Origin of the sequence: Treponema vincentii F0403 (assembly GCF_000412995.1) — a bacterium.
Lineage (GTDB): Bacteria > Spirochaetota > Spirochaetia > Treponematales > Treponemataceae > Treponema > Treponema vincentii.
In genome coordinates, this window is the sequence record NZ_KE332512.1 from 2,042,727 (window position 1) to 2,065,078 (window position 22,352).

20 protein-coding genes and 3 pseudogenes are annotated in these 22,352 nt (G+C 43.7%); 11 read left to right on the forward strand and 12 right to left on the reverse strand.

What is annotated here, in order from left to right:
* Window positions 1-15 precede the first annotated feature (15 nt).
* Together HMPREF1222_RS12810 and HMPREF1222_RS09270 are read right to left on the reverse strand one after the other, a co-directional pair.
* Window positions 16-156 (reverse strand): hypothetical protein, encoded by a 141-nt coding sequence (locus tag HMPREF1222_RS12810; RefSeq protein WP_016519173.1) that lies wholly within the window; start codon window positions 154-156, stop codon window positions 16-18.
* A 52-nt stretch (window positions 157-208) separates the two neighbouring features.
* Entirely contained in the window at window positions 209-799 is a 591-nt protein-coding gene (locus HMPREF1222_RS09270) for a flavodoxin (RefSeq protein ID WP_244870146.1), read from the reverse strand.
* A gap of 248 nt (window positions 800-1,047) precedes the next feature.
* Here HMPREF1222_RS09270 and HMPREF1222_RS09275 point away from each other — a divergent pair, with 248 nt between their 5' ends.
* Both HMPREF1222_RS09275 and HMPREF1222_RS09280 read left to right on the forward strand, forming a co-directional pair.
* Window positions 1,048-1,905, forward strand: coding sequence for an SH3 domain-containing protein (locus HMPREF1222_RS09275; protein WP_016519176.1), 858 nt, complete (start codon window positions 1,048-1,050; stop codon window positions 1,903-1,905).
* Window positions 1,906-1,955: 50 nt separating this feature from the next.
* Window positions 1,956-2,228 (forward strand): winged helix-turn-helix transcriptional regulator, encoded by a 273-nt coding sequence (locus HMPREF1222_RS09280; protein WP_280452066.1) that lies wholly within the window; start codon window positions 1,956-1,958, stop codon window positions 2,226-2,228.
* 74 nt (window positions 2,229-2,302) lie between these two features.
* On the opposite strand, the gene HMPREF1222_RS09285 is transcribed toward HMPREF1222_RS09280, so the two are convergent.
* The 4 genes from HMPREF1222_RS09285 to HMPREF1222_RS09300 form a co-directional block, all read right to left on the reverse strand.
* Window positions 2,303-3,166, reverse strand: coding sequence for an alpha/beta hydrolase (locus HMPREF1222_RS09285; RefSeq protein WP_244870147.1), 864 nt, complete (start codon window positions 3,164-3,166; stop codon window positions 2,303-2,305).
* 174 nt (window positions 3,167-3,340) lie between these two features.
* The gene (locus HMPREF1222_RS09290; RefSeq protein ID WP_196799934.1) at window positions 3,341-4,339 is read right to left on the reverse strand and encodes an alpha/beta hydrolase; all 999 of its coding nucleotides are present in this window, start codon (window positions 4,337-4,339) and stop codon (window positions 3,341-3,343) included.
* A gap of 18 nt (window positions 4,340-4,357) precedes the next feature.
* The gene (locus HMPREF1222_RS09295) at window positions 4,358-4,957 is read right to left on the reverse strand and encodes a flavodoxin (protein WP_016519180.1); all 600 of its coding nucleotides are present in this window, start codon (window positions 4,955-4,957) and stop codon (window positions 4,358-4,360) included.
* A 200-nt stretch (window positions 4,958-5,157) separates the two neighbouring features.
* On the reverse strand, window positions 5,158-6,015 hold the full coding sequence (locus HMPREF1222_RS09300; protein WP_016519181.1) for an aldo/keto reductase: 858 nt from the start codon (window positions 6,013-6,015) through the stop codon (window positions 5,158-5,160).
* Between the two features lie 116 nt (window positions 6,016-6,131).
* On the opposite strand from HMPREF1222_RS09300, the gene HMPREF1222_RS09305 reads away from it, so the two are divergent.
* Complete coding sequence (locus HMPREF1222_RS09305) at window positions 6,132-7,001, forward strand: LysR family transcriptional regulator (protein WP_016519182.1); 870 nt, start codon at window positions 6,132-6,134, stop codon at window positions 6,999-7,001.
* Between the two features lie 182 nt (window positions 7,002-7,183).
* Here the strand turns inward: HMPREF1222_RS09305 and HMPREF1222_RS09310 are convergent, their stop codons facing one another.
* Together HMPREF1222_RS09310 and HMPREF1222_RS13340 are read right to left on the reverse strand one after the other, a co-directional pair.
* The gene (locus tag HMPREF1222_RS09310) at window positions 7,184-7,558 is read right to left on the reverse strand and encodes a hypothetical protein (protein WP_016519183.1); all 375 of its coding nucleotides are present in this window, start codon (window positions 7,556-7,558) and stop codon (window positions 7,184-7,186) included.
* A gap of 14 nt (window positions 7,559-7,572) precedes the next feature.
* A pseudogene (locus HMPREF1222_RS13340) lies at window positions 7,573-7,713 on the reverse strand (radical SAM protein); the annotation flags it as partial.
* A gap of 260 nt (window positions 7,714-7,973) precedes the next feature.
* On the opposite strand from HMPREF1222_RS13340, the gene HMPREF1222_RS09315 reads away from it, so the two are divergent.
* The 3 genes from HMPREF1222_RS09315 (at window position 7,974) to HMPREF1222_RS12575 (ending at window position 12,583) form a co-directional block, all read left to right on the forward strand.
* Entirely contained in the window at window positions 7,974-8,165 is a 192-nt protein-coding gene (locus HMPREF1222_RS09315) for a phosphorylase family protein (RefSeq protein WP_006188638.1), read from the forward strand.
* 156 nt (window positions 8,166-8,321) lie between these two features.
* Window positions 8,322-10,334: a type I restriction-modification system subunit M gene (locus HMPREF1222_RS09320; protein WP_006188639.1), complete on the forward strand. Its 2,013-nt coding sequence runs from the start codon at window positions 8,322-8,324 to the stop codon at window positions 10,332-10,334.
* 170 nt (window positions 10,335-10,504) lie between these two features.
* Complete coding sequence (locus tag HMPREF1222_RS12575; protein ID WP_016519184.1) at window positions 10,505-12,583, forward strand: restriction endonuclease subunit S; 2,079 nt, start codon at window positions 10,505-10,507, stop codon at window positions 12,581-12,583.
* A 105-nt stretch (window positions 12,584-12,688) separates the two neighbouring features.
* Here the strand turns inward: HMPREF1222_RS12575 and HMPREF1222_RS09330 are convergent, their stop codons facing one another.
* The 3 genes and pseudogenes from HMPREF1222_RS09330 to HMPREF1222_RS09340 form a co-directional block, all read right to left on the reverse strand.
* Entirely contained in the window at window positions 12,689-12,949 is a 261-nt protein-coding gene (locus HMPREF1222_RS09330) for a hypothetical protein (RefSeq protein ID WP_006188906.1), read from the reverse strand.
* 140 nt (window positions 12,950-13,089) lie between these two features.
* Complete coding sequence (locus HMPREF1222_RS09335) at window positions 13,090-13,653, reverse strand: YbhB/YbcL family Raf kinase inhibitor-like protein (RefSeq protein ID WP_051122505.1); 564 nt, start codon at window positions 13,651-13,653, stop codon at window positions 13,090-13,092.
* Between the two features lie 167 nt (window positions 13,654-13,820).
* Window positions 13,821-14,075 (reverse strand): annotated as a pseudogene (locus HMPREF1222_RS09340) (VOC family protein); the annotation flags it as partial.
* Window positions 14,076-14,237: 162 nt separating this feature from the next.
* Here HMPREF1222_RS09340 and HMPREF1222_RS09345 point away from each other — a divergent pair.
* Window positions 14,238-14,330: pseudogene (locus HMPREF1222_RS09345) on the forward strand (transposase); the annotation flags it as partial.
* Window positions 14,331-14,578: 248 nt separating this feature from the next.
* On the opposite strand, the gene clpB reads toward HMPREF1222_RS09345, so the two are convergent.
* Window positions 14,579-17,155 (reverse strand): ATP-dependent chaperone ClpB, encoded by a 2,577-nt coding sequence (clpB, locus tag HMPREF1222_RS09350; RefSeq protein ID WP_016519188.1) that lies wholly within the window; start codon window positions 17,153-17,155, stop codon window positions 14,579-14,581.
* A gap of 120 nt (window positions 17,156-17,275) precedes the next feature.
* On the opposite strand from clpB, the gene trkA reads away from it, so the two are divergent.
* From trkA to HMPREF1222_RS09370, 4 genes are all read left to right on the forward strand, one after another.
* Entirely contained in the window at window positions 17,276-18,679 is a 1,404-nt protein-coding gene (gene trkA / locus HMPREF1222_RS09355) for a Trk system potassium transporter TrkA (RefSeq protein ID WP_016519189.1), read from the forward strand.
* Window positions 18,676-20,118 carry a TrkH family potassium uptake protein gene (locus HMPREF1222_RS09360; protein WP_016519190.1) on the forward strand — a complete coding sequence of 481 codons (1,443 nt, stop codon included), beginning with the start codon at window positions 18,676-18,678 and terminating at the stop codon, window positions 20,116-20,118. The genes trkA and HMPREF1222_RS09360 overlap by 4 nt, the downstream gene beginning before the upstream one ends.
* A gap of 164 nt (window positions 20,119-20,282) precedes the next feature.
* Window positions 20,283-21,056: a LamB/YcsF family protein gene (locus tag HMPREF1222_RS09365; RefSeq protein WP_016519191.1), complete on the forward strand. Its 774-nt coding sequence runs from the start codon at window positions 20,283-20,285 to the stop codon at window positions 21,054-21,056.
* A gap of 82 nt (window positions 21,057-21,138) precedes the next feature.
* Window positions 21,139-22,326: an NRAMP family divalent metal transporter gene (locus HMPREF1222_RS09370; protein WP_016519192.1), complete on the forward strand. Its 1,188-nt coding sequence runs from the start codon at window positions 21,139-21,141 to the stop codon at window positions 22,324-22,326.
* The last annotated feature ends 26 nt before the right edge of the window (window positions 22,327-22,352 follow it).

Consider the following 22,352-nt stretch of genomic DNA (forward strand, 5'->3'; position numbering starts at 1 on the left):
TTACCGGATAGTCTTTTACGGTACGGATTTCAAACAAATCGCCGCCGACTGCTTTTTGAGCAAACTCTGCAGCAACTGCTGTGTTGCCTTTACTGATTGTCCGCCAGAGTAATTTTCTCCCGTATGGGAAAAATATGCGATTAATGTCTTTGCCATAAATCCCTCCAAAAAAAATGTTTACTATTCAAAACAAGCTCACCGAAACTTATTATTTTCCGATTTGTTTAAGCCAATCCTGTACGAATTTTCTTGCGGCGGTGCGATTGTTTTGCGCTGTACTTCCTCGAACGGCAAGCCCTTTCAGCAGCGTTGCTCCCTTACACGTAGAACGGATGCTGCTTTCGGTTCCGGCAAGGGAGCTGCCTTCGTGGGTACAAAACGGAATGACGGTTTTACCGTTCCATTGATGGGATTCCATAAACGTATAAATACACATCGGAAGATCACCCCACCAAATGGGATAACCGATATAAATAGTGTCGTAACTGTCGAAGTTCGGTACGTCGGCTTTGAGCGCGGGATGTGCTTTGCGGTTCAATTCGGCCTTTGCCGTATCAAGCAGGGCTTTATGGTCGTTAATCGGATACGCCGCAGCGGTTTCAAGTTCGAAAATATCCGCACCCGTTTGCTCGGCAATCATCTTCGCGATGATGGCGGTATTTCCTTCTTTGATGTTCCCGACCGCGTACTGTTCGCCCGCAAGAGAAAAATATAAGACGAGCGATTTCGATTTTGTCTGTGCGCTTGCCGCGCCGACAGCCATAAGTGCGGCAAACGCCGCCACAAAAAACGTTTTCATTTTCATCATTTCCTCCTGAATAAAATATTTGCAGAAAGTTTTGCCTTTCGTATTACAATATAAATATAGCATGCGGACGACTTTTTCCGATGTGCATTTTCCGGTATACTGTTCGATAAGCGGCATATCCGCAAAAAATGCCTAAAAACTCGGAGGAGTCATGAGCGAACAAAAGAGCGATCGCCGCGTCGAACGTACAAAAGATGCGATTCGCGCGGAATGCAGAATATATTTGGGAGACTATAAAAATGAATAAACCGATTTGTTGTTTGCTGTTTATTATGAGTTCACTCGGCTTGTATGCACAAAAGTACATCGCCGTAGATTACGCCAAGAGCTGGGATCATTATGTCATAGAGAACAAAGTGAATGTCCGCTCGACGCCGAGCCTTTCCGGCGAAAAACTGTTTCAGCTGAATGCAGGCGATGCGGTTCGTATTATCGAATGGAGTAAAGATTGGGAATGGCTTTTAGAGGAAAGCTATTATGCACCGTGGTACAAAATCTCCTGCGCCCAAGGGACGGGTTATATCTGCGGTCGATATATTTCCTGCAAAGAGGCTGTAGGGGATCTCGATAACGACGGGGAAGATGAGATTTTTGCATGTCTTTGCATTACCGAACGTAAAGGAGGGGCGGTTTCCGATGTCCATCCAAGTTTTTATAATGTAAATAAAAATCATGTGCTGATAAAAAAATCACATATTGAGCATATTGATTTAGAAAAATTTTATAAAAACCCCATTGCGGAAGATACATCTTATTCGATAGTCAAATGCGAAGATTTGGTGCCGAATGTATCGTTTCTTGTTGCAAGAAGCGGCTTCGGCGATTCAAGCGTTGGAGGCGACGGCTGGTCTAAAGCACGGTATTTTTATTTTGCAAACGGAGCATTAAAATATTTTGCGACGCTTTCCAACAGTTGGTCTGAAACACACCATGAAACAGTCGAAAAATTTGAATTTAACGGAGACAGGATAGAACATATCAATACTTATGTAAGATGGGAAAACGGCAAGGAATCGGCTCCCAGAATCAAGCGTATGTCTTACAAGCGCATATCTTACCGGTGGGACGGGAAAGATTTTATAAAAATTGAAGATTAGAAATTATAGATCAAAAAAATTCGGTTTTTCAAATCTTATGAGCGATTATAATTTTATATCATCTGAGTAAGGGCACAAAAAGGTTTAATGAACTTCAAAGATTAATGCCTGCAACAACTCGAACTGTTTTAACGAGACAGCTGCGTCAGCTTGAAAAAGATAAACTGATCGACCGAAAAGTCTTTGCCGAAGTCCCGCCTCATATTGAATACTCTTTAAGTAAATGGGGAACTAAATTTCAAAAAGTATTAGACGAGATTGAGATTTTCGGGTTGAGTTATATCGCCGAATTACATAAAATGCAAAAAGGAAAAAGCAGTTAAGTCTTATCACATTCTTTCTCCTATGCAAAAGAGACTGTTACAGTCTGTTAAATGACCGATTTGTTCTGCAAAAGCTAATTTCCGAAATACAGCGGCAGTGCGTTGTACAGGTATTCGGCGATTGCATCATAGTCATGGTGTCCTCCCTGTTTGACGGCGTAGCGTATATTCCCCCCGCTGAAAGTGGAGCGGGTCAGCATTTCGGTCAGTTGGTTGTTTACCTGATCCCAGATAGGATCGCGGGTACCGACTGCGGCATATATTTCATAATCTGCAGCAGTGTATCCTTTTTCTTGCACGAGCTGTTCAAGCCGGTCAGTTGTTGCTTGAGGTTGATACCGCCCGCCATACGTCCCCATAATCCAGCAGTCGCCGCTCAATGGAAGAAAATACTTGGTAAGATCGCTGTTGTAGTAAAATTCATACCACGTGGTCACGGCCCCGAGCGAAAAACCGCTGAATGCCCGGCTATTCCGTACTGCATTGGTATTAAAATGAGAATCGATAAACGGCAGCAAGGCATTCCGGAAATCATGATGAAATATCCCCAGTTCATCAACACTGCGTGAAAAATCCTGTGGGGCATTATCATTATCAAATGTTGCAGCAACAATGATGAGCGGCTGAATGTCCCCTTTTTCAATCATAACATCGAACATATTTTTGATAAAACCATTCCCTATTGTAAACAGTTCACCGGCTATCCCTGTCCACCCGTGCATATAAAAAAGAGTATTATAGCGTACTTTTGTGTCATCCGCGTTATACCCGTAAGGAAGATAAACGTATGCTTTCTTCGTAATTGCCGGGCGGGCGGCTTGAGTGTAATCATAGGTAGCATACTCAATCAGATGCACTGTTCCCTGTTTTGCGGCAGTAGAAAAATACGCCTTGGGAATAGCTGTTGTTACTGTATAATTTTGTAACAATGTAGTCATTTTTGTCTCCGCTGATGTGCAAGATAGCACGCACGTAAAAATCGGCATCATAAGAATGGTCAATTTTTTCATATAGCTTCCTTCATTCGTACAAAGATTATCCCCTGCGTCGGGGGTGTTGATTGAAATTTTGAAACGGTGACAATATACCCATCATTCGGAACATTCAAAAGATTACCGCTTTTGAATGTTCCGCTCCCAAACTTGTACCGCCTTATCGAGCCACCCTTCGGCGACTGTGCCGGTTCCCAAGCCAAACCCGTGCGGCAAACCTTCAAAGATTTCTATTTCCGCGTCGGTTCCGTTCGATTTGATCCGCCGGATGCGATCTTCCATCACCCGAAAACTTGAGATACCATCTGCGGTTCCGACACAGGCGTATGTCGGCGGTTCGTTACCGTACACTTCCGAAAGTCCTGTGTACTGCATGATGACGACAGCTGGACGCGGGTATTTTTTTTCGCCGAATCGTTCCGTCCCCAAACTGCCGAGCCATGCTGCCATCCGCGCACCCGCTGAACCGCCCCACAGAGAATAATCTGTGGAATCGAGCTGCAATTCCCCAGCGTGTTCATGAATAAAGGCAACCGCTCGAGCTAAATCTTCGCAGGCTGTTTGCGAGCCGGGGCGATAGATGAGGGCAAAGGCATTGTACCCGCGCTTGGAAAGTTCCAGTGCGTGAGGGAAACTGTCATGCATTGCCCCGACATATACAAAGCCGCCGCCTGCACTGCAGATTGCACTTTTTGCACCTTTTTTACCACGAAAGAAAAAGAGCCCGGTATTCCGTTTTCGCGGATCGCGCTGTTTTTCCGCTTCCGTGTAGATATCGAAAAAGACCGGCTCGCCCCGGAGGGTTTGAGCTTTAAAATAACGGATGATCTCTACCGTCTTTGCTGCATCGATATGGCTGTACCATCTCAACTGCAAAGTGCCGAGTGTCGTTCCGCTCCAATAACCTGAATCCGCCGGGAAGAGCAGCCTACCCCACGGAGAAAAACCAGTATCGGCGATAACGCGGTCAATCACGGTTTGCGCGGTAATATCTTCAACTTTCATCCGTCCTCCCGATGCGATGTCGGTAGTTTTTACACTGCCGCCTTGCTCTGCTGTTTGTGCCGTACAAGATAACGAAAGGAACAGACTGCATAACAGAAGAAACAGCTTCTTCATCCCACACATCGGTCTACCTTAAAAACCTAAACCTTTCAGCCATGCCTTTACACTTACCTCGCTAAAGCTGCTGGGGAACCGTTCACCTGTCACCCAATTACCGGTTTTGGCAAGTTTTTCAAGACGTTTCCGGCTTTCACCCGTACCGGTCGAAATGGAAGTACAAAATGTGACCACGCTCTTGCCGGTAAAATTATTGTTTTTGACAAACTCATCCACAACCCATGAGGCTTCTCGCCACCAAATCGGATAACCGATAAAAACGGTGTCATAGCTTTCAAAATTCGGGACTGTTGTTGACTCAAGCGTTACAGACACTTTGTCAACACCCATTTCATGTTCTTGAACAACACGGCTGTTTTTATTATTCCAATTCAAATCTGCCGATGTGTAAGGCTGTTTCGGTCTTATTACAAACGTATCAGCTTTCGTCTCCTGTGCAATAATCTTTGCTAAACGTTCTGTTGTACCGGTTGCCGAATAATAGACCACCAGTACTTTTTTCGCATTGACCGTAGTATTTGCGGAACTACCCGGAACAGCACAAGCAGGGACACCCACCGCTAAAAGTACTGCCGCAACAGCAAATACTGCCATCATTTTCTGTGTGAACTTCATCTTTCACCTCCATTATATTACTATATTACCGCTTTTTATCGAACTTTAAATAACCAGCCCATAATAGCGGACTCCTTTGCAAAACTGCCGTACAAAGTGCAAAACCGAATAGCACTAAACCAAATCTTTTCATCATTATAACCTCCGATAAAATTATATTTCCCTCCAATGGTTTAGATTCCGCAAGGCCCTCCGATACATTATTTCTTTTTCCGCTCTTCGACCATCTTTACAAACCATTCTACCATATTCGGATCTGTGTGGGAGAAAAACGAACTTTCAGCCTTGTCCAGTGCAGCTATACGCTGCATATCTTGATCGCTTAAACGGAAATCGAATACTGCAATATTTTCTGCCATACGTTCCACCCGCGCCGATTTTGCAAGTACGACAATATTCCGCTGCAAAAGCCACCGCAACATTACCTGCGCAGTCGTCTTACCATATACTGCACCGATTTCTTTCAGTACCGGATTTTCAAAAAGTCCTCCGCGCCCCTCACCGAACGGAGCCCATGCTTCATGTACAATGTTGTACTTCTCCATCCATTTATGCGCTTCAATTTGCTGATGAAGAGGATGTGTTTCTACTTGATTCACCATAGGACGAATCCGGGAAAACGAAGCTATATCCACCAAACGGTCAGGATAAAAATTCGACACACCGATTGCTCTTATTTTACCTTCGTCATATAAATCTTCCAACGCCCGCCACGCACCGTAGTAGTCGTTAAAAGGTTGATGCAGCAGCATAAGATCGATATAGTCAAGCTGCATCTTTGCCAGTGATTTAAGGACGGACGCTCGGCACGCATCATACCCGTAGTGTTCAATCCATACCTTGCTTGTAATAAACAGTTCCTCCCGTGCAACACCAGATTTTTTCACCGCAGCCCCAACGCCTTCTTCATTAAAATACGACTGGGCTGTATCAATTAAACGGTATCCAGCCCGTATTGCATCAAGCACACGCTGTTCCGTTTCTTTTGCATCGATTTGGAACACACCGAAACCGAGAACCGGCATCTTTACACCGTTTGATAACGTCACAAAATCCATCGTTTTCCTCCTTAGTGTATTTGGCTGTTTTCAATATAGCAAAGAGAGTAAACTATGTACAATAAAAGTTTTGCAAGGCACTATATCAGAAGTGCATAGTGAGATATACTATACCTATGGAACTTTATCAGTTGCGGCAGCTTGTGGCATTTGCAGAATACGGAACGCTTTCTAAAGCGGCAGAGATGGTGCACACGTCTCAGCCTGCTTTAAGCCGCTCTATGCAGAATTTGGAAGCCGAGCTTGGGGTACCGCTTTTTAGTCGTACTAAAAATCATATTGCGCTTACCGAGGTAGGTGTCCTTGCAGCACAGCACGCACACGTTGTTGTTTCTGCACATGATGATATGATTGGTGCTGTTCGAGAAGCAGACCGCAGACTGCGCAATTTTTCTTTCGGCTCGATTGCTCCGGCTCCAATGTGGGAATTGGCACCGATCGCATCAAAAGTTTTTACCGGTAAAACAATACAGAGCGATTTACAGGAAACAGAGACATCACTTATCCGCGGACTTGATGACGGAACATACAATCTGATTATACTGCTCCACCCGCTTGAAGAAAAAAAGCCTGACGGAACGCCACGCTATATTTGTAAAGCCTTTGTTCGAGAAGAGCTTTCCGTAGTCTTGCCGGTCTCACATCAGCTTGCAAAACGAAAAAAGCTGCAACTGCAAGACCTTGCCGGAGAAAAACTGTTGATACACAATACCATCGGTTTTTGGTATTCGGTATGTAAACAAAAAATTCCTGACGCAGTGTTTTTGGAACAAAGCGAGCTTTCGGCTTTGCGTGAAATTGTATATGCCAGCAAATTGCCTTCTTTCATAACAAATATTACGAATACCAATAATGCCATTCCGCACGGTAAAGTCGCAATTCCTTTATCCGATCCGGAAGTGAATGTGCAATTTTGGTGTGTCTGTTTAGCGGAAAATGCAAGAGAGTATCAAGCGCTGTTTAAGGCGATAGAAGGGCATCTCTAAAAACTCGGTTAGATTTTTAGAGATGCCCGACGAGTTTTATTTAAGTCTTTATTTCACAACGACTTAAATAAAACATCGCAAATTAAATCTAAGGGAAACCTCTAAAAACTTCAGCTTTTAGAGGTTCCCAGAAGAATAAAGGCGCAGTCAAGCAGGGCAGTAGATTATCCTCATTTTGCATACTACATCTGAAATGCCGTTATCCAAAAACATATTCCAACAATAAGTGAAAGCGGAGTCATAACATATTTTTCTTTTCTACTTTTTGAAATCATGTTCATAATAGTATTCAAAGATAGGTAAGCGGCAAAGAAGAAACAAATATATTTAGTAGCCTTAAAAGACAACCACAAGGAAATAAAACCTCCGGCTTGCAAAATAATTATCATTGCAAAAATTTGGATAGCCACTGAAATGACTGCCGCAACTCTCAATTTATTAGGTAAGATTTTATGTTGTCCACCCATTGTAAATTCGCCCAAAGGCAAACCGCAAGCAACAAGAACTGTCATAATTGCTATAATTCCAAATAATACTGCACCTAATATTGAAAGCATAAATCAATATTCTCCCTTCTCATAAAAGACGCATAACAATATTTACACACATGTGTACATCCGGTGTATGGATTAACGGAATAATCCGCTACGGGTAAATTTGATTTCGTGAAAATAGATTTTACGTTTATCGTTCGTATAACAACATCGCTCATCTCAAGGGGATTCATATATCACTATGATAAGCAATCAATAACATTACGTCCAGTAAATGAATGGAATAGCCTCTATTAGTTCAATGCCGGTACATTGTAACAGATTGCGTTATTGTTTAGAATAAGAAGTAGGTACAGGGTGAAACTATTTTGAATCGAGATTTTATAATGGAGGAGCCGCTATGAATATGGACGCAAAAGACAAACCTCGGCAGCATCATATATAGGTATGTCCCGATGAGGTAGGACGATATGTCATTATGCCGGGAGACCCCAAACGGTGTAAGAAAATTGCTGCATATTTTGAGGCTCCACAGCTGATTGCAGATAACCGTGAATATATTACCTACACTGGTGTACTGGACGGTGTAAAGGTAAGTGTTACTTCGACAGGGATCGGTGGTCCATCCGCATCGATTGCAATAGAAGAACTGGTACGATGCGGCCTGTGAGCATTAACCCTGCACGAATAAAGAAATATTGATGGTGTTCAGTAATTGTGATACATTGATGGACATCTGAAAAAACTCAGGTATAGATTTGCTTTGCATCCTTCGAAATAGAAGATGCCCTAAAGTTTATAACATTAAATCAAAAAGGTGATAAATATGTTAAAAAAGGATAAGAAAAGTAATACGAGCGGCATAATTTCAAAAATCGTAGCGGATTCCAATTATAAAATTGAGCAGTTTAATCAAACAGAGATAGATAGTGTAGAAAACTTAATCACTACTAAAACGGATAAAAAAGGAAATGATGTCTATTATGTAAAATGCCAGATAAGAGATAAAGATATTAAGCTTACTGATGAGGAACTTGTCCGTCAGCTTTATATCAATAAACTTATCAATGAATACAACTATCCAAAAGAAAAAATGGAACTCGAATACAGTGTTTCTTTTGGGAGGGAGAAGAAAAGAGCGGATATCGTTATCTTTGATAAACTTGCAACAACAAGCCCTTACATTATTGTTGAACTTAAAAAGCCAAAGCTGAAGGACGGAAAGGAACAGTTAAAGAGCTACTGCAATGCAACAGGAGCTCCTATTGGCGTATGGACAAACGGCGGACAGATTTCTTTTTATCACAGGAAAGATCCTAATTTTTTTGAAGATTTACCGAATATCCCGACCTTTAATGAGAAACTGTCAGATATTTTAAGTGAGCGTTGGACGATAGATGACCTTATCTCAAAAGATAAGTTGCTTACAGAAAAGAAGAGCCTAAAAGACCTTATTTTGGAAATGGAAGACGAGGTGCTTGCTAACGCAGGTGTCGATGTATTTGAAGAAGTTTTCAAACTGATTTTTACAAAGCTTTATGATGAAATGGAAAGCGGAAGAAATCAGGTACGCCATCTTGAATTTAGAAATTACGGAGATACGGAAACAGAACTGAAAGACAAGATACAAAAGCTGTTTGACAAGGCAAAGAATAAGTGGGACGGTGTATTTTCACAAGACGCTAAAATTTTACTTAGTCCCTCTCATTTGTCTGTGTGTGTATCTTCTCTTCAAGATGTAAAGCTTTTTAATTCCAATCTCGATGTTGTCGACGACGCTTTTGAATATTTGATGAGCAAATCTTCTAAGGGAGAAAAAGGGCAATACTTTACTCCAAGATATGTAATAGATATGTGCGTTAAAATGCTCAATCCAAAGGCAGATGAAACGATGATAGACCCGGCAAGCGGGTCTTGCGGATTTCCTGTTCACACAATATTTTATGTATGGAAACAAATACTCAAAGAAAAAGGAATAGAGCAAAGTCATTTGTTCACCAGTCAGGAAAAGCCTGCTGAATGTACTGATTATGTTAATGATAACGTGTTTGCGATTGACTTTGATGAAAAAGCTGTGCGGGTAGCAAGAACACTTAATTTAATCGCAGGAGACGGACAGACAAATGTCCTTCATCTTAATACCCTTGATTATGAACGCTGGGAGGATACGACTAAGACCGAAGATTGGACAGATACGTATAATGAGGGATGGAAAAAGTTTAAAAAACTAAGAACAATTAAAAATAGCAACTATTCTTTTGAGTTTGATATTCTAATGGCTAATCCGCCTTTTGCGGGTGATATTAAAGAGCAAAGAATTATCGCTAAATACGAACTTGGTAAAAATGCAAGAGGCAAATATCAATCAAATGTTGGTAGGGATATTCTTTTTATTGAACGGAATCTTAACTTTCTAAAGCCCGGCGGAAGAATGGCAATTGTGCTTCCGCAAGGCAGATTTAACAATTCATCTGATAAATACATTAGAGATTTTATAACGGAGCGTTGCAGAATACTTGCTGTTGTCGGCTTACACGGAAATGTTTTCAAACCCCATACAGGAACGAAAACATCGGTGCTTTTCGTTCAAAAATGGGATGATAAACTTTGCCCTAAAAAGGAGGATTACCCTATCTTTTTTGCCACAATGCAAGAGCCGAGCAAGGATAACTCAGGCGATAAAATCTTTGTCAAAGATAAAGACGGATTACCAATCCTTGATACGCACGGACACTTAATCGTCAAGCACGATTTATATAACCACGATGGAATGACTGAAGACGGCATAGCCGAAGCCTTTGCAGAATTTGCAAAAAAAGAGCATTTAAGTTTTTTCTGACAAGCCCGTTTGATAGTGCAAAGTATACAAAGCTATTAAACGGGCTAGAGATAAGTGAGATAAAACTATCAAATCTTACACAGGATAATGAAAAATACAGATTAGATAGTGAGTTTTTTGCTAAAAAATTCCTGAACTCATATCTGAAAATAAAGAAAACTAACCATACTGTGCTTGAGAAAGAATTAAAAGTACTGACAGATTTTCATTCTAACGGAAGTTATGAAACCATTGCACAAAATTTCAAATTATTAGATGAAAAAGATTATGCTTATATGGTTAGAACAACTGATTTAGAAACTAATAATTTTTCAGACAATGTGAAATATGTTTCTAAATCAACATATGAATTTTTGTCTAAAAGCAAAGTTTTTGGAGGGGAAGTCTTAATAAATAAAATAGGATCTCCGGGTAGAACATATATAATGCCTAAATTAGATATGCCAATATCTTTGGGAATGAATTTATTTCTGCTTAGGTTGAAAGGTGATGTCATAGATGAAAATACTTTATACCTATTTTTGAATTCTACAGTAGGGAAAAATATCATTCAGAGAAAAGTAAATGGGACTGTGCCTTTGACGATTGATAAGAAAGCTATACGGTCTTTATATGTTCCTGTGTTTTCGCATGAATTTAGAAAAAGACTAAATTATTTAATGAGCGACTTAAATAATGCTTCAAAAGAGGCAAATACAAAATACACCCAAGCCGAAAATCTTCTCATATCGGAACTGGGACTTAAAAATTTCAATCCGTCGAATGAAAAAGTATCTATCAAAACTTTGAAAGAAAGCTTTTTAAGAACAGGAAGAATTGACAGCGAGTATTACCAGCCTAAATATGAGATATTTGACGAAAAAATAAACAACATAGGCGTTGAAAAATTAGAAAATATTTGTAGCTTAATTAACTATGGGACTGTTCCGACAAGTCCATATGTCAAAAATAACAAAAGCATTCCCTACATTAAAGGAATGAATTTAAAAAATTGTTTTATTGTAGGAGACTTCGATGAAATAGAAAATACAGAAGACTTGCAGGATAAGTTTTTTACAAAAGAAAACGATATTATCATTTCTCAGATGGGAACTGTTGGTGATATTGGAGTGGTGACAAAAGAACAAGAAAATTATTTATTCGCTTCATTTACAATTAGAGCAAGGTTAAATGATGAAAGATTTAATCCATATTTTGTAGGAGCATATATTCAAAATGTAGCAAAAGATTTTTATTTGCACAGAAATATTGCCCAAGCAAGTGTTAGACAAAATACGGATTTACCAACTATAAAAAATATGCCAATTCCACTTGTGAAAAAAGAAGTCCAAGACGAAATCGCAAGCTATATCAAGCAGAGTATGGAGTACTCAAAAAAAGCAAAAGAATTACTTGAAATTTCTACAAAAAGTGTTGAAATAGCTATTGACAAAAATGAACAGGCAGCACATAATTTCCTAGCCAGCAGCCAGCAGCCAGCAGCCAGCAGCCAGCAGCCACTAATTGTCTACTATAACGAGCAAGCGAGCTACTATATCAACCTTGCAATCTTCAGACTTTATGAAGAAATCGGCTTGTTTGATAATCTGAAATCTGCAAATTATACTGTTAAAAATCTTAAAGATACATTCGCCGTGAGCGGAAGATTGGATAGCGAATACTATCAAGAAAAATATGACAGGCTATTTGAAAAACTGTCGGACAACAACTGTGATAAATTATCTAATCTTGTTACAATCAAAAAGTCGATTGAGCCGGGGAGCGAAAGCTATCAGACAAAAGGTACACCATTTATAAGAGTACAGGATTTAACGAAATTCGGTTTAACTGATACGAATATTTATCTGTCGGAAAACGAATTTAAAGATTGCATCAGACCAAAAAAAGATACGATACTTTTATCCAAAGACGGGACTGTCGGCATAGCCTACAAGATGAATAAAAGCGAAGATATTATTACATCATCTGCCATACTACACCTTGATGTTAAAGATAAGAGAGTGCTACCTGATTATCTGGCATTGGTGTTAAATTCCGTAGCGGTAAAAATGCAAGCGGAAAAGGACGCAGGCGGTTCAATTATTAATCATTGGAAAAAGAGTGAAATAGAAAATGTAATAATTCCGATTATCGCAAAAGAAAAACAGGAGCAAATAAGCAAGCTGCTAATTGAAAGCGAGACTTTACGGAATGAAAGCAAGTCTATTTTAGAAAAGGCTGTTAAGTCGGTAGAAGCGGCGATTGGATAAAGAAGCGTATTCTGCTATTACCGCTGACGCTGGACATGATGCAGGTGTAAAATTCCACGAATTGACTGCAACCGACAACCGGTTACAGTACCGCAATTCTGCTATTCAAACAGTAGAGCCGATTGCAAGGTGTTTTCTCCACGCCGATTTTTTGATTTGCTCATGATAGAAATAATTGACAACAACAGGCGGTGCATCAAAGGGACGGTTCATACTATCATCATTTGTTACATAGTCATGTCCGATGTCCGCGGTAAAGGCTTGTAGTTTCGCATCAAGCAGTTCCCAATAACTGCGGTCTCCGTCAACATATATACTTTGATAGAGCGGCAGCAAATCAGGATAGTTCGTTCCTATGTAGTCCATGATCACCGGTTTATAGCTGCCGCGTAAATTGAGATTTTCAAGCCAGATTAAATGACACTGATTCGATATTTGAGAAGGATTGTATAATATCTGCGGTAACTTTTTTGAATGGTGCGGTAAGATAGTGCGGACTGCTTTGGTTAGGGATTATCCTTAGCACCGAACACACCCGTAAGTGAAGAAGCTTCGATTGCGTGTCCCTTAATCGCGGCCTTAAGCTCTTTTACGCTGCTGCCCGCCGGAAGACTCAGATTCATATCGAGCGCATAGAGATAAAAAATATAGCGGTGCGTACCGAACGGCGGTTGAGGTCCGTTGTAGCCGCTCGTACCCCAGCTCGTTTCGCCTTCAACGGCATCCGGCGGTACATTACCTTCTCCGATCGACGTTGTTTGCGGCGGAATGTTCCACAGCGTCCAATGATAAAATCCGCCCGGGAGCGGTGCATCCGGATCGTGCACGATAATCGCAAGGCTCTTTGTACCCTCCGGTACACCGTCGATTTCGAGCGGAGGAATGTGATTCGCTCCGAGTTTTGCAAATTCTTGGGGCATTTTTTCGCCGTCGGCAAAAGCCGTGCTTGTCAACTTCATAGAACCTCCTTCAGTAAGCGGCTTGATTTCGTCTTTACTTGAGCAGCTTCCGCAGGAAATAACAATCAGCGCCGCCATAAATGGCAGCATTTTCGTATAGATATGTTTCATACCGATATTTTATGACAAAGGCATTTTAAGTCAAGATGCCAAACGGTTGCTTCGGGTACACACATCAGGCTGTTCTTAATAGTCTTACACAGTGATGATTGAGGATAAAATACTCATGGATTATGCTACCGTAATCTTGATATTCAATGCCGTTAACATATACCAGATTACACCGTGATTTCAATTTGATTATCTTCAATGGCGACAATACAACTTTCATAGTATCCATCTCCGGTTGTCCGCGGCCCGCTTACAACTTCAAAGCCTGCCTTTTTAAGCCTTTCAGTTAAGGCATCAACCGCATCTTTGCTTCCGACGGAAAACGCAATGTGGATATAGCCTGTACGCGCAAGTGTTTTCTCACAATCCGCTACATGCGGCTTTTTCATAATTTCCAGCCGTGTACCTTCATCAGCGCTTATTTTAGACAATGCAGATAGCATTGTCTAAAAACGCTGCCGAGTTTGCGTTCCGCAAACGTCGATCATTGTATGTACGCTATCGCGTACCAATTCAGCATCCTCAAAAAATTGATATTTTGTTCGGCTGCTGAATTTTAAGGAATATAAGCGATGAACACTCCAGAATATCAAATCAATGATCGATTATCATTTATGAGATTTTTAGGATTAGGAATAAAAGATAAAGTACCTGATGCAAAAACGATATGGAAATATGGGTACAATGAAAAATAAACTAACTAAAAAGATGAGCGAACTTTATTAAAAGAGCGGCCTACCTAAGAAAAAGAGCCTAAAATTCGGGTTTTTAGAGGTGCCCTTTTAAAACTTTGAAGTATATACACGCCCCTGTAAAAGCCATAGGTGTGTAAAAAAGCCGTTTTACGCTGGATTTCTCCAACGCAAAACGGCTTTCTCTTAATTCATAATTAAGAATTATGCATTCTTAATTATGAATTACCTACCTAGGCTTTAAACGTCAATCCGCCTTTTCCGGCATCTACCGTAATGTCGGTTTTACCGGCGAAGGCGCCCGAAAGCAGCTCTTTGGCAAGTTTGTTTTCAAGCTCAGTCTGGATAGCCCGCTTTAAGGGACGTGCACCGTACAAAGGATCGTAGCCGATATCCGCGAGGAAGTCCTTTGCGGCATCCGTTACAATCAAATGGAGGCGGCGCGCTTCAAGCCGTGCGGAAACAGCCTGTAGCTGAATGTCGACAATCTTGCGGATATGCTCTTTGCCGAGCCGTCCGAAGGTTAAAAGCTCGTCGATACGGTTTAAAAACTCAGGGCGGAAATGCTGCTTGAGCAGGTCTTTAATCTGCGCGGTCATTTCTTCCGGAGTGTCCGCCGCCAAAATCAGCTCGGAGCCGAGGTTGCTCGTCATAATGATAATCGTGTTGCGGAAGTCGATTACCCTGCCTTGCCCGTCCGTCAGCCGCCCGTCATCCAGTATCTGCAAGAATACGTTGAACACATCCGGATGCGCTTTTTCTATTTCGTCAAAGAGCACCACGCTGTACGGACGGCGGCGCACTGCTTCGGTTAGCTGCCCGCCTTCGTCATAGCCCACGTAGCCGGGCGGCGCTCCGATTAAGCGGCTCACCGAATGCTTTTCCATGTATTCGCTCATGTCGATACGGGTAAGCGCCCGGTCATCGTTAAAGAGGAAGTCTGCAAGGGTGCGCGCCAGTTCGGTTTTACCCACGCCGGTGGGGCCGATACAAAGGAAGCTGCCGAGCGGGCGGTTCGGGTCGGAAAGACCAGCCCTATTCCGTCTAATGGCATCGGCAACAGCCTGCACCGCCTGATCCTGCCCGACAACCCGCTTTTGCAGTACGGATTCAAGGTCGAGGTACTTCTGCTGTTCGCTTGCAAGCATCTTTGCAACGGGGATACCCGTCCACATCGAAACGATTTTGGCGATATCCTCTTCGGAAACCTCCTCGCGGAGAAGCTGCCCACTGCTGCCTGCTTTTTTGGCAAGCTCCGCAGTAACGGCGGCAATCTTTTTTTCCAGCTCCGGAATGCGGCCGTATTTCAGCTCGGCAGCCTTATCCAAATTACCGTCGCGCGTAAACTGCGTTTCTTCGCGGCGCAGCTGTTCAAGCTCTTCCTTATACTTCCGCGATTCGTTGATGCGGGTCTTTTCGTTCTGCCACTGTGCCTGCATCACGTTCCGCTTTTCGGTTAAGTCGGACAGCTCCTGTTCCAGCTTTTCCAACCGCTCCTTTGACGCCGCGTCCGTCTCTTTGGAAAGCGACACCTTTTCGATATTCATCTGGAGAATTTTGCGCTCAACCTGATCAAGTTCAACCGGCTGGCTTTCGATTTCCATCTTGAGTCTGCTGGCTGCCTCGTCCACAAGGTCGATTGCCTTATCGGGCAAAAAGCGGTTGGTAATATAGCGGTTGGAAAGCACCGCCGCCGCGATCAGCGCCTCGTCCTTAATGCGGACGCCGTGATGTACCTCGTACTTTTCCTGCAAGCCGCGCAAAATGGCGATAGTATCCTCTACGTTCGGTTCAGCGCAGTACACCTGCTGGAAGCGGCGCTCAAGGGCGCTGTCCTTTTCGATATACTTGCGGTACTCGTCCAAGGTGGTAGCCCCGATAGCCCGCAGCTCACCGCGCGCCAAGGCAGGTTTTAAGAGGTTGGAAGCGTCCATCGCCCCTTCGCTCGCACCGGCGCCGACAAGGGTATGCAGCTCATCGATAAAAAGGATGATGCTGCCCTCGGCTTTTTGCACCTCGGAGATAACCGACTTGAGCCGCTCTTCAAATTCACCGCGGAACTTAGCGCCGGCAACCAAGGCGCCGAGGTCAAGCGATAACAAACGCTTACCGCGCAAACTGTCCGGCACATCACCGGACACAATCCGGCGTGCAAGCCCTTCGACAATGGCGGTTTTACCGACACCCGGCTCACCGATCAATACGGGGTTGTTCTTAGTGCGGCGCGACAGTACCTGCATTACCCGCCGGATTTCTTCATCGCGTCCGATAACGGGATCGATTTTTTCTTCCCGAGCAAGCTCCGTTAAGTCGCGGCAGTATTTTTCAAGGCTGTTAAACGTCGCTTCGGGGTCTTCGCTGGTAACCCGCTGATTTCCCCGCACCTCCTTTAAGGCTCTCAGCGCCGCATCGTAGGTAACGCCATGAGAGCGGAGCAGTTCACCCGTTTCATCATCGCTTTTGGTAAGCGCAAGGAGAATATGCTCCGTAGAAACGTATTCATCCTTTAACGAAGACGCAATCTTTTCCGCCTGAGCGCAGAGCTTGGTTAAAACCGGCGACATATAGACTTGCGCAGAGTCTCCGGTTACCCGCGGCTTTTTATCCAAAATAGAATCGAGCGAATCGAGGATTTGATCCGTCGATGCGCCGATCTTCTCAATGAGCGGCGGTACAATGCCTTCCTCTTGATCCAAGAGTTTATAGAGCAGATGTACCGGCTCAATCTGACTGTGATTATCCTGTTCGGCAAGCGAGGCAGCTTCCTGCAATGCCTCACGTGCTTTAACTGTGTATTTGTCTATGTTCATACAATGAATCTACGCACAAAACTGAAAAACGGCAATTCTTAATTATGAATTATGAATTATGAATTATGAATTATCCTCGCCCCTGTCCATGCCGGTGCTTTTGTGCTAGTATACTTTGCAATGACTGTCATTATTATTGGTGCAGGCGTAACGGGAGTTGAGCTTGCCCGAAGATTGATTGCAAAAAAACATAATGTCGTACTTATCGAACAAAATAAAGAAACCGCCCGCCATGCCGCGAACCGGTTGGACTGTACCGTAACGGAGGCGAGCGGTAACGACCCCAAGGTTTTAACCGACGCGTATATCCAGCGGGCGGATGCACTGGTTACGCTTACGGACAGCGACGAGCTGAATATGATTATCTGCGGCGTTGCCGAATCCCTTGCTCCTAAGGTGCTGAAAATCGCCCGTGTCAGAAACGAAAACTATGTCGCGTCGCTGAATACCGGAAAGGAGCGCACGCTGGGTATTGATTTTTTGGTGCATCCCGACCAAGAAGCCGCTCTCGCAATTATCAATGCGGTTGAACACGGAGCGGTGAGCGATATTATCGCTTTTGAAGATTCTCCGTATCAGCTTACCTGTTTTACCATCGGCGCTGGCAGCAAGTTGGATGGGATGACGCTGCAGAATATCCGCAGTGTTACTGCCGATGCTCCCTTTGTCGTTGTTGCCGTAGAGGATGAAACTAAAACCGTCATCCCTTCAGGCGGTACGATACTCCATGCCGGTATGCGGATTTCGGTGCTGACGCTGCCGAACTATATCGAACGGTTTTATGCGCTTGCAGGTTTTACGGTTAAACCCATCAAGAAAATTGCCTTGGTGGGTATCGGGAAAGTCGGGAAGCGGGTCGCTGCAAGTCTTATCGAAAAGCATTCGTTCGGCATGTTTAAACGCCTGTTCGGCCTTCGTACCAAGTCCCGTTGGGAAGTCGCCATTATCGACAAAGACAGCGCCCTTGCAAAACATGCGGCGGAGGAATATCCGGAAGCGCGTATTTACAGCGGCGATGTTACCGACGAAGCATTTATAGAAGAAATTGCGCTTAATTCCTTCGATCTTGTCATCAATGCGACGCAAAACTACGAATTGAACATGATTACCTCTGCGTATCTTAAAACGCTCGGAATCCCCAAAACCATTGCGCTTGTGCAAAGCTCCGTTATGTCGAATGTTGCCTATAAAATCGGCGTGGATGTTGCGATTCCGTTAAAAGACGTTACGGTTGACGTTATTATGAGCCATTTGGGCGGCAAGCATCTTACCCGTATTCATACGATGGGCGCCGGCGAGCTTGAAATAGTCGAAATCATCATTTCAGAACATTCCGAAGCGGTAGAAAAAAGCCTAAGGGATATTGCGATGCACGGGGTGTTCCTTGTGCTGCTTATCACGAACGAAACAGGCTGCCGCATTCCCGACGGAAATACCATCCTCGAAGCAGATGATAAACTGGCCGTTATCGTACAGGTTGCGCAAAGCGACGAAGTTATTAAGTATTTTGCCGGTAAAAAATGAAATTTCTCCAATGTTTAACCATCATCTTTATGATTCTTTCGATTGTTGCCGGAACTTTTTTAATTCCGGTTGCCGTTGCCGTCTATCTGCATGAATGGGATATGCTGTCGGCATTTTTTATACCGATGGCGATTCTGTGGCCTATAACGTTTCTGCTGTTTATCAAAACTAAGCGGCAACCGATTAGGCTTACCGTACGCGAGGGCATTCTGTTGGTAAGCGCAGCGTGGCTCGGCGCCGGTTTACTGGGGGCGGTTCCGTTTATGCTTTCGGGACTTGTGCCGCATTTCAGTGATGCGTTTTTTGAATCGGTTTCGGGATTTACGACAACCGGTGCAAGCGCCTTGCAGAACATCGAAAGCTATCCGATGGCGCTGCGGGTATGGCGTACCCAAATGCACTGGCTCGGCGGCATGGGGATTGTTGCTTTGACTGTCGCACTATTCCCATTGCTCGGAGTCGGCGGTTTTCAGCTGATAAAAAGTGAGACAAGCGGCCCTGACAAAGGAAAGGTAACGGCAAAGATTACGCATACGGCGAAGGCGCTCTGGTTTATTTATTTAGGCATGACGGTATTGCAAATCCTGCTGCTATGCCTTGCCGATATGCCTTTTTTAGAGGCAATGTGCCATAGTTTTTCAACCCTTGGTACCGGGGGCTTTTCCACTCAAAACAACAGTATCGGGCACTATAATTCGGCGGCAATTGAAATTATCTGTACGGTGTTCATGTTTTTGGCGGGCATCAATTTCAGTCTTTATTTTCACCTTTTTACCGGGAAACCCGAAGAATTTTTTAGGAATTCCGAATTACGAGCCTATATCCGCATTGCTCTTTGTGCAGGGATCGGCATTGCGGCGGTGCTTGTGCCGATATACGGCGCAGCTGCCGCCTTCCGCCACAGTTTTTTTCATGTTGCATCGATTATGACAACCACCGGATTTTCTACGGTAAACTACTGTGCATGGCCGGCTTTTGCTCAAGCACTCCTCTTTTTACTGATGTTTATCGGCGGATGCTCCGGTTCGACGGCGGGCGGTATTAAAGTGATCCGTTGGGTTATTTTACGCAAGCAAGCCTTAAACGAAATGCAGCGACTTTTGCATCCTCACGGCGTGTTCAGTATCCAGCTCAACCGCCGCCCGGGACGGAAAGACGTTGTATACAGTGTTGCCGGTTTTATGTTCGTCTATTTTGTATGCCTATTAGTAACATTTTTGACGGCTGCCTTAACCGGCGCGGATCTCCTTACCGACATAACGGCAGCACTTACATTGGTCGGTAATATCGGCGCTGCATTCGGCAGAGTCGGCAGCGGCGGGGACTTTTCGTTCTTTCCGCATTGGGCAAAGGTTGTGTTCTCTTTTTCTATGCTGGCAGGCCGTTTGGAATTGTACACCATCGTTATCTTATGCGTACCCGCCTTTTGGCGCAGGTAAACCCGCATTACGGGCGCAGACATTCGAAAGCTCAAAAAACAGCCTGATATATTAGACCTGTCCGGAAACTGATCTTTCTGAACAGATCTATTGTCTCTGACATGCACGAATAAAAGATTGACAAAATAAATTTTTCTCTATTATAATTTAAACCGGAGGTAGCTATGAAATTCTGTGTAGACTTGAATAGCGATATAGGCGAAGGTTTCGGTGCTTATAAACTGGGTTTGGATGATGAAATTATGCAGCAGGTAACAAGTATCAATCTTGCCTGCGGCTGGCATGCGGGCGATCCGCTCATCATGGATGCTACGGTCAAAATGGCAAAAGAGTTGAACGTTGCGGTAGGAGCCCATCCGGGATATCCCGATTTACTCGGATTCGGGCGGCGAAAAATGGTGATAACGCCTGAGGAAGCTAAAAATTATATGCTGTACCAAGTGGGTGCATTATCGGCTTTTGCAAAGGTGCACGGTGTTACGCTTCAGCATATGAAGCTGCACGGAGGTTTTTACAACGATACGGCAAATAACAAGGAACTTGCCGATGCGGTACTCGACGGTATAGCAGCCTATGATAAAAATCTCATCGTAATGATTTTAAGCGGCAGCTACATGGCTCAGGAAGCAAAGCGGCGGGGCTTACGGGTTGCTGAAGAAGTATTCGCCGACCGCGGATACAATGCCGACGGCAGCTTGGTAAACCGGAAATTGCCCGGCGCATTCGTAAAGGATACCGACACGGCGATTGCGCGCGTTATCAAAATGGTAAAAGAGAAAAAAGTAACGGCGGTAAGCGGCGAAGAAATTTCGATAAACGCCGATTCGATCTGCGTACACGGCGATAACCCGAAAGCAATCGAGTTTACGGCGCGGATAAAGAAGGCTCTTATCGAGGCCGGCATCGAGGTACAGCCCCTCGTAAAATGGTTGAAGTAATGAATAGGGGAGTTGGGGATGTCGTAAAAGTCGGTTACTTTTTCGGCAGCCTCAACTGCTTAATAATATGAGGAGTGTTAGTATGAAAGAAAAGAATACTATTTCAGTTTTGTTGGGGGCGGCATTTTTAATGGCTACCTCGGCAATCGGTCCCGGATTTATGACGCAAACCGCACAATTTACGCAAGACCTAAAAGCTTCTTTTGCCTTTGTCATTGTCGTTTCTTTGCTGATGTCTTTGGTTGCACAGTTAAACGTGTGGCGGGTGCTTGCCGTTTCCAAGATGAGAGGACAAGATGTCGCTAATGCGGTGCTGCCCGGTCTTGGATACGTTATCACCTTTCTGATTTGCTTAGGCGGATTGGCGTTTAATATCGGTAACGTAGGCGGCGCTGCATTGGGACTCAATGTCTTATTCGGAATAGACCTAAAATTGGCGGCCTGCATCGGCGGCGCAATCGGAATTCTGGTATTCTCGGTAAAATCAGCTTCCAAATTGATGGATAAATTAACGCAGATACTCGGCGCTTTAATGATTTTGCTTATCGGGTACGTAACTTTTACAACCCTTCCTCCTGTAGGCCAAGCTCTTAAGGAAGTGGTAATGCCGAGTACCCTTTCCATTATGGCTATTATTACCCTCATCGGTGGTACCGTCGGCGGATATATCATTTTTTCGGGCGGTCATCGCTTAATCGATGCGGGAATTGTCGGACAAGAAAATTTGAGCAGAGTGAATAAATCCGCTTTTTTAGGGATCGGGGTTGCTTCAATCGTCCGTATCTTCCTTTTCTTAGCTGTTCTCGGTGTAGTAAGTGCCGGAAATGTGTTGGACAAAGGGAAGCCTGCCGCCGATGCCTTTAAGATTGCCGCAGGCACGGTAGGGTATAAGATATTCGGTATTGTCTTCTTTGCAGCAGCGATAACGTCCGTTGTAGGAGCGGCATATACCAGCGTTTCTTTCTTAAAAACGCTCTTTGCACCGGTCAAAGCAAAAGAAAATCTCTTTATTATCGGATTTATTGTCGCTTCAACGCTGATTTTTATCTTTATCGGAAGGCCTGCAACTCTGCTTATTTTAGCAGGTTCTTTGAACGGATTAATCCTGCCTATTACCTTGGCCACAATCCTTATTGCCGGCAAGAAAAAGAACATCGTCGGTGAGTATAAACATTCTACCATCCTCTTTGTTTTAGGCTGGGTAGTAACGTTATTGACGGCATATATCGGTATCCTTTCTTTAAAGCAGCTGCTTAAGTTATTTGCGTAACAAGACACCGGCTAATCAACAAGGAG

Excerpts from the sequence above, each read along its gene's own strand:
- HMPREF1222_RS12810 (WP_016519173.1), bottom strand. The coding sequence starts at position 156 with ATGGCAAAGACATTAATCGCATATTTTTCCCATACGGGAGAAAATTAC.
- HMPREF1222_RS09270 (WP_244870146.1), bottom strand. The coding sequence starts at position 799 with ATGAAAACGTTTTTTGTGGCGGCGTTTGCCGCACTTATGGCTGTCGGC.
- HMPREF1222_RS09275 (WP_016519176.1), top strand. The coding sequence starts at position 1,048 with ATGAATAAACCGATTTGTTGTTTGCTGTTTATTATGAGTTCACTCGGC.
- HMPREF1222_RS09285 (WP_244870147.1), bottom strand. The coding sequence starts at position 3,166 with ATGACTACATTGTTACAAAATTATACAGTAACAACAGCTATTCCCAAG.
- HMPREF1222_RS09290 (WP_196799934.1), bottom strand. The coding sequence starts at position 4,339 with ATGAAGAAGCTGTTTCTTCTGTTATGCAGTCTGTTCCTTTCGTTATCT.
- HMPREF1222_RS09295 (WP_016519180.1), bottom strand. The coding sequence starts at position 4,957 with ATGAAGTTCACACAGAAAATGATGGCAGTATTTGCTGTTGCGGCAGTA.
- HMPREF1222_RS09300 (WP_016519181.1), bottom strand. The coding sequence starts at position 6,015 with ATGGATTTTGTGACGTTATCAAACGGTGTAAAGATGCCGGTTCTCGGT.
- HMPREF1222_RS09305 (WP_016519182.1), top strand. The coding sequence starts at position 6,132 with ATGGAACTTTATCAGTTGCGGCAGCTTGTGGCATTTGCAGAATACGGA.
- HMPREF1222_RS09310 (WP_016519183.1), bottom strand. The coding sequence starts at position 7,558 with ATGCTTTCAATATTAGGTGCAGTATTATTTGGAATTATAGCAATTATG.
- HMPREF1222_RS09315 (WP_006188638.1), top strand. The coding sequence starts at position 7,974 with ATGCCGGGAGACCCCAAACGGTGTAAGAAAATTGCTGCATATTTTGAG.
- HMPREF1222_RS09320 (WP_006188639.1), top strand. The coding sequence starts at position 8,322 with ATGTTAAAAAAGGATAAGAAAAGTAATACGAGCGGCATAATTTCAAAA.
- HMPREF1222_RS09330 (WP_006188906.1), bottom strand. The coding sequence starts at position 12,949 with ATGGACTACATAGGAACGAACTATCCTGATTTGCTGCCGCTCTATCAA.
- HMPREF1222_RS09335 (WP_051122505.1), bottom strand. The coding sequence starts at position 13,653 with ATGAAACATATCTATACGAAAATGCTGCCATTTATGGCGGCGCTGATT.
- clpB (WP_016519188.1), bottom strand. The coding sequence starts at position 17,155 with ATGAACATAGACAAATACACAGTTAAAGCACGTGAGGCATTGCAGGAA.
- trkA (WP_016519189.1), top strand. The coding sequence starts at position 17,276 with ATGACTGTCATTATTATTGGTGCAGGCGTAACGGGAGTTGAGCTTGCC.
- HMPREF1222_RS09360 (WP_016519190.1), top strand. The coding sequence starts at position 18,676 with ATGAAATTTCTCCAATGTTTAACCATCATCTTTATGATTCTTTCGATT.
- HMPREF1222_RS09365 (WP_016519191.1), top strand. The coding sequence starts at position 20,283 with ATGAAATTCTGTGTAGACTTGAATAGCGATATAGGCGAAGGTTTCGGT.
- HMPREF1222_RS09370 (WP_016519192.1), top strand. The coding sequence starts at position 21,139 with ATGAAAGAAAAGAATACTATTTCAGTTTTGTTGGGGGCGGCATTTTTA.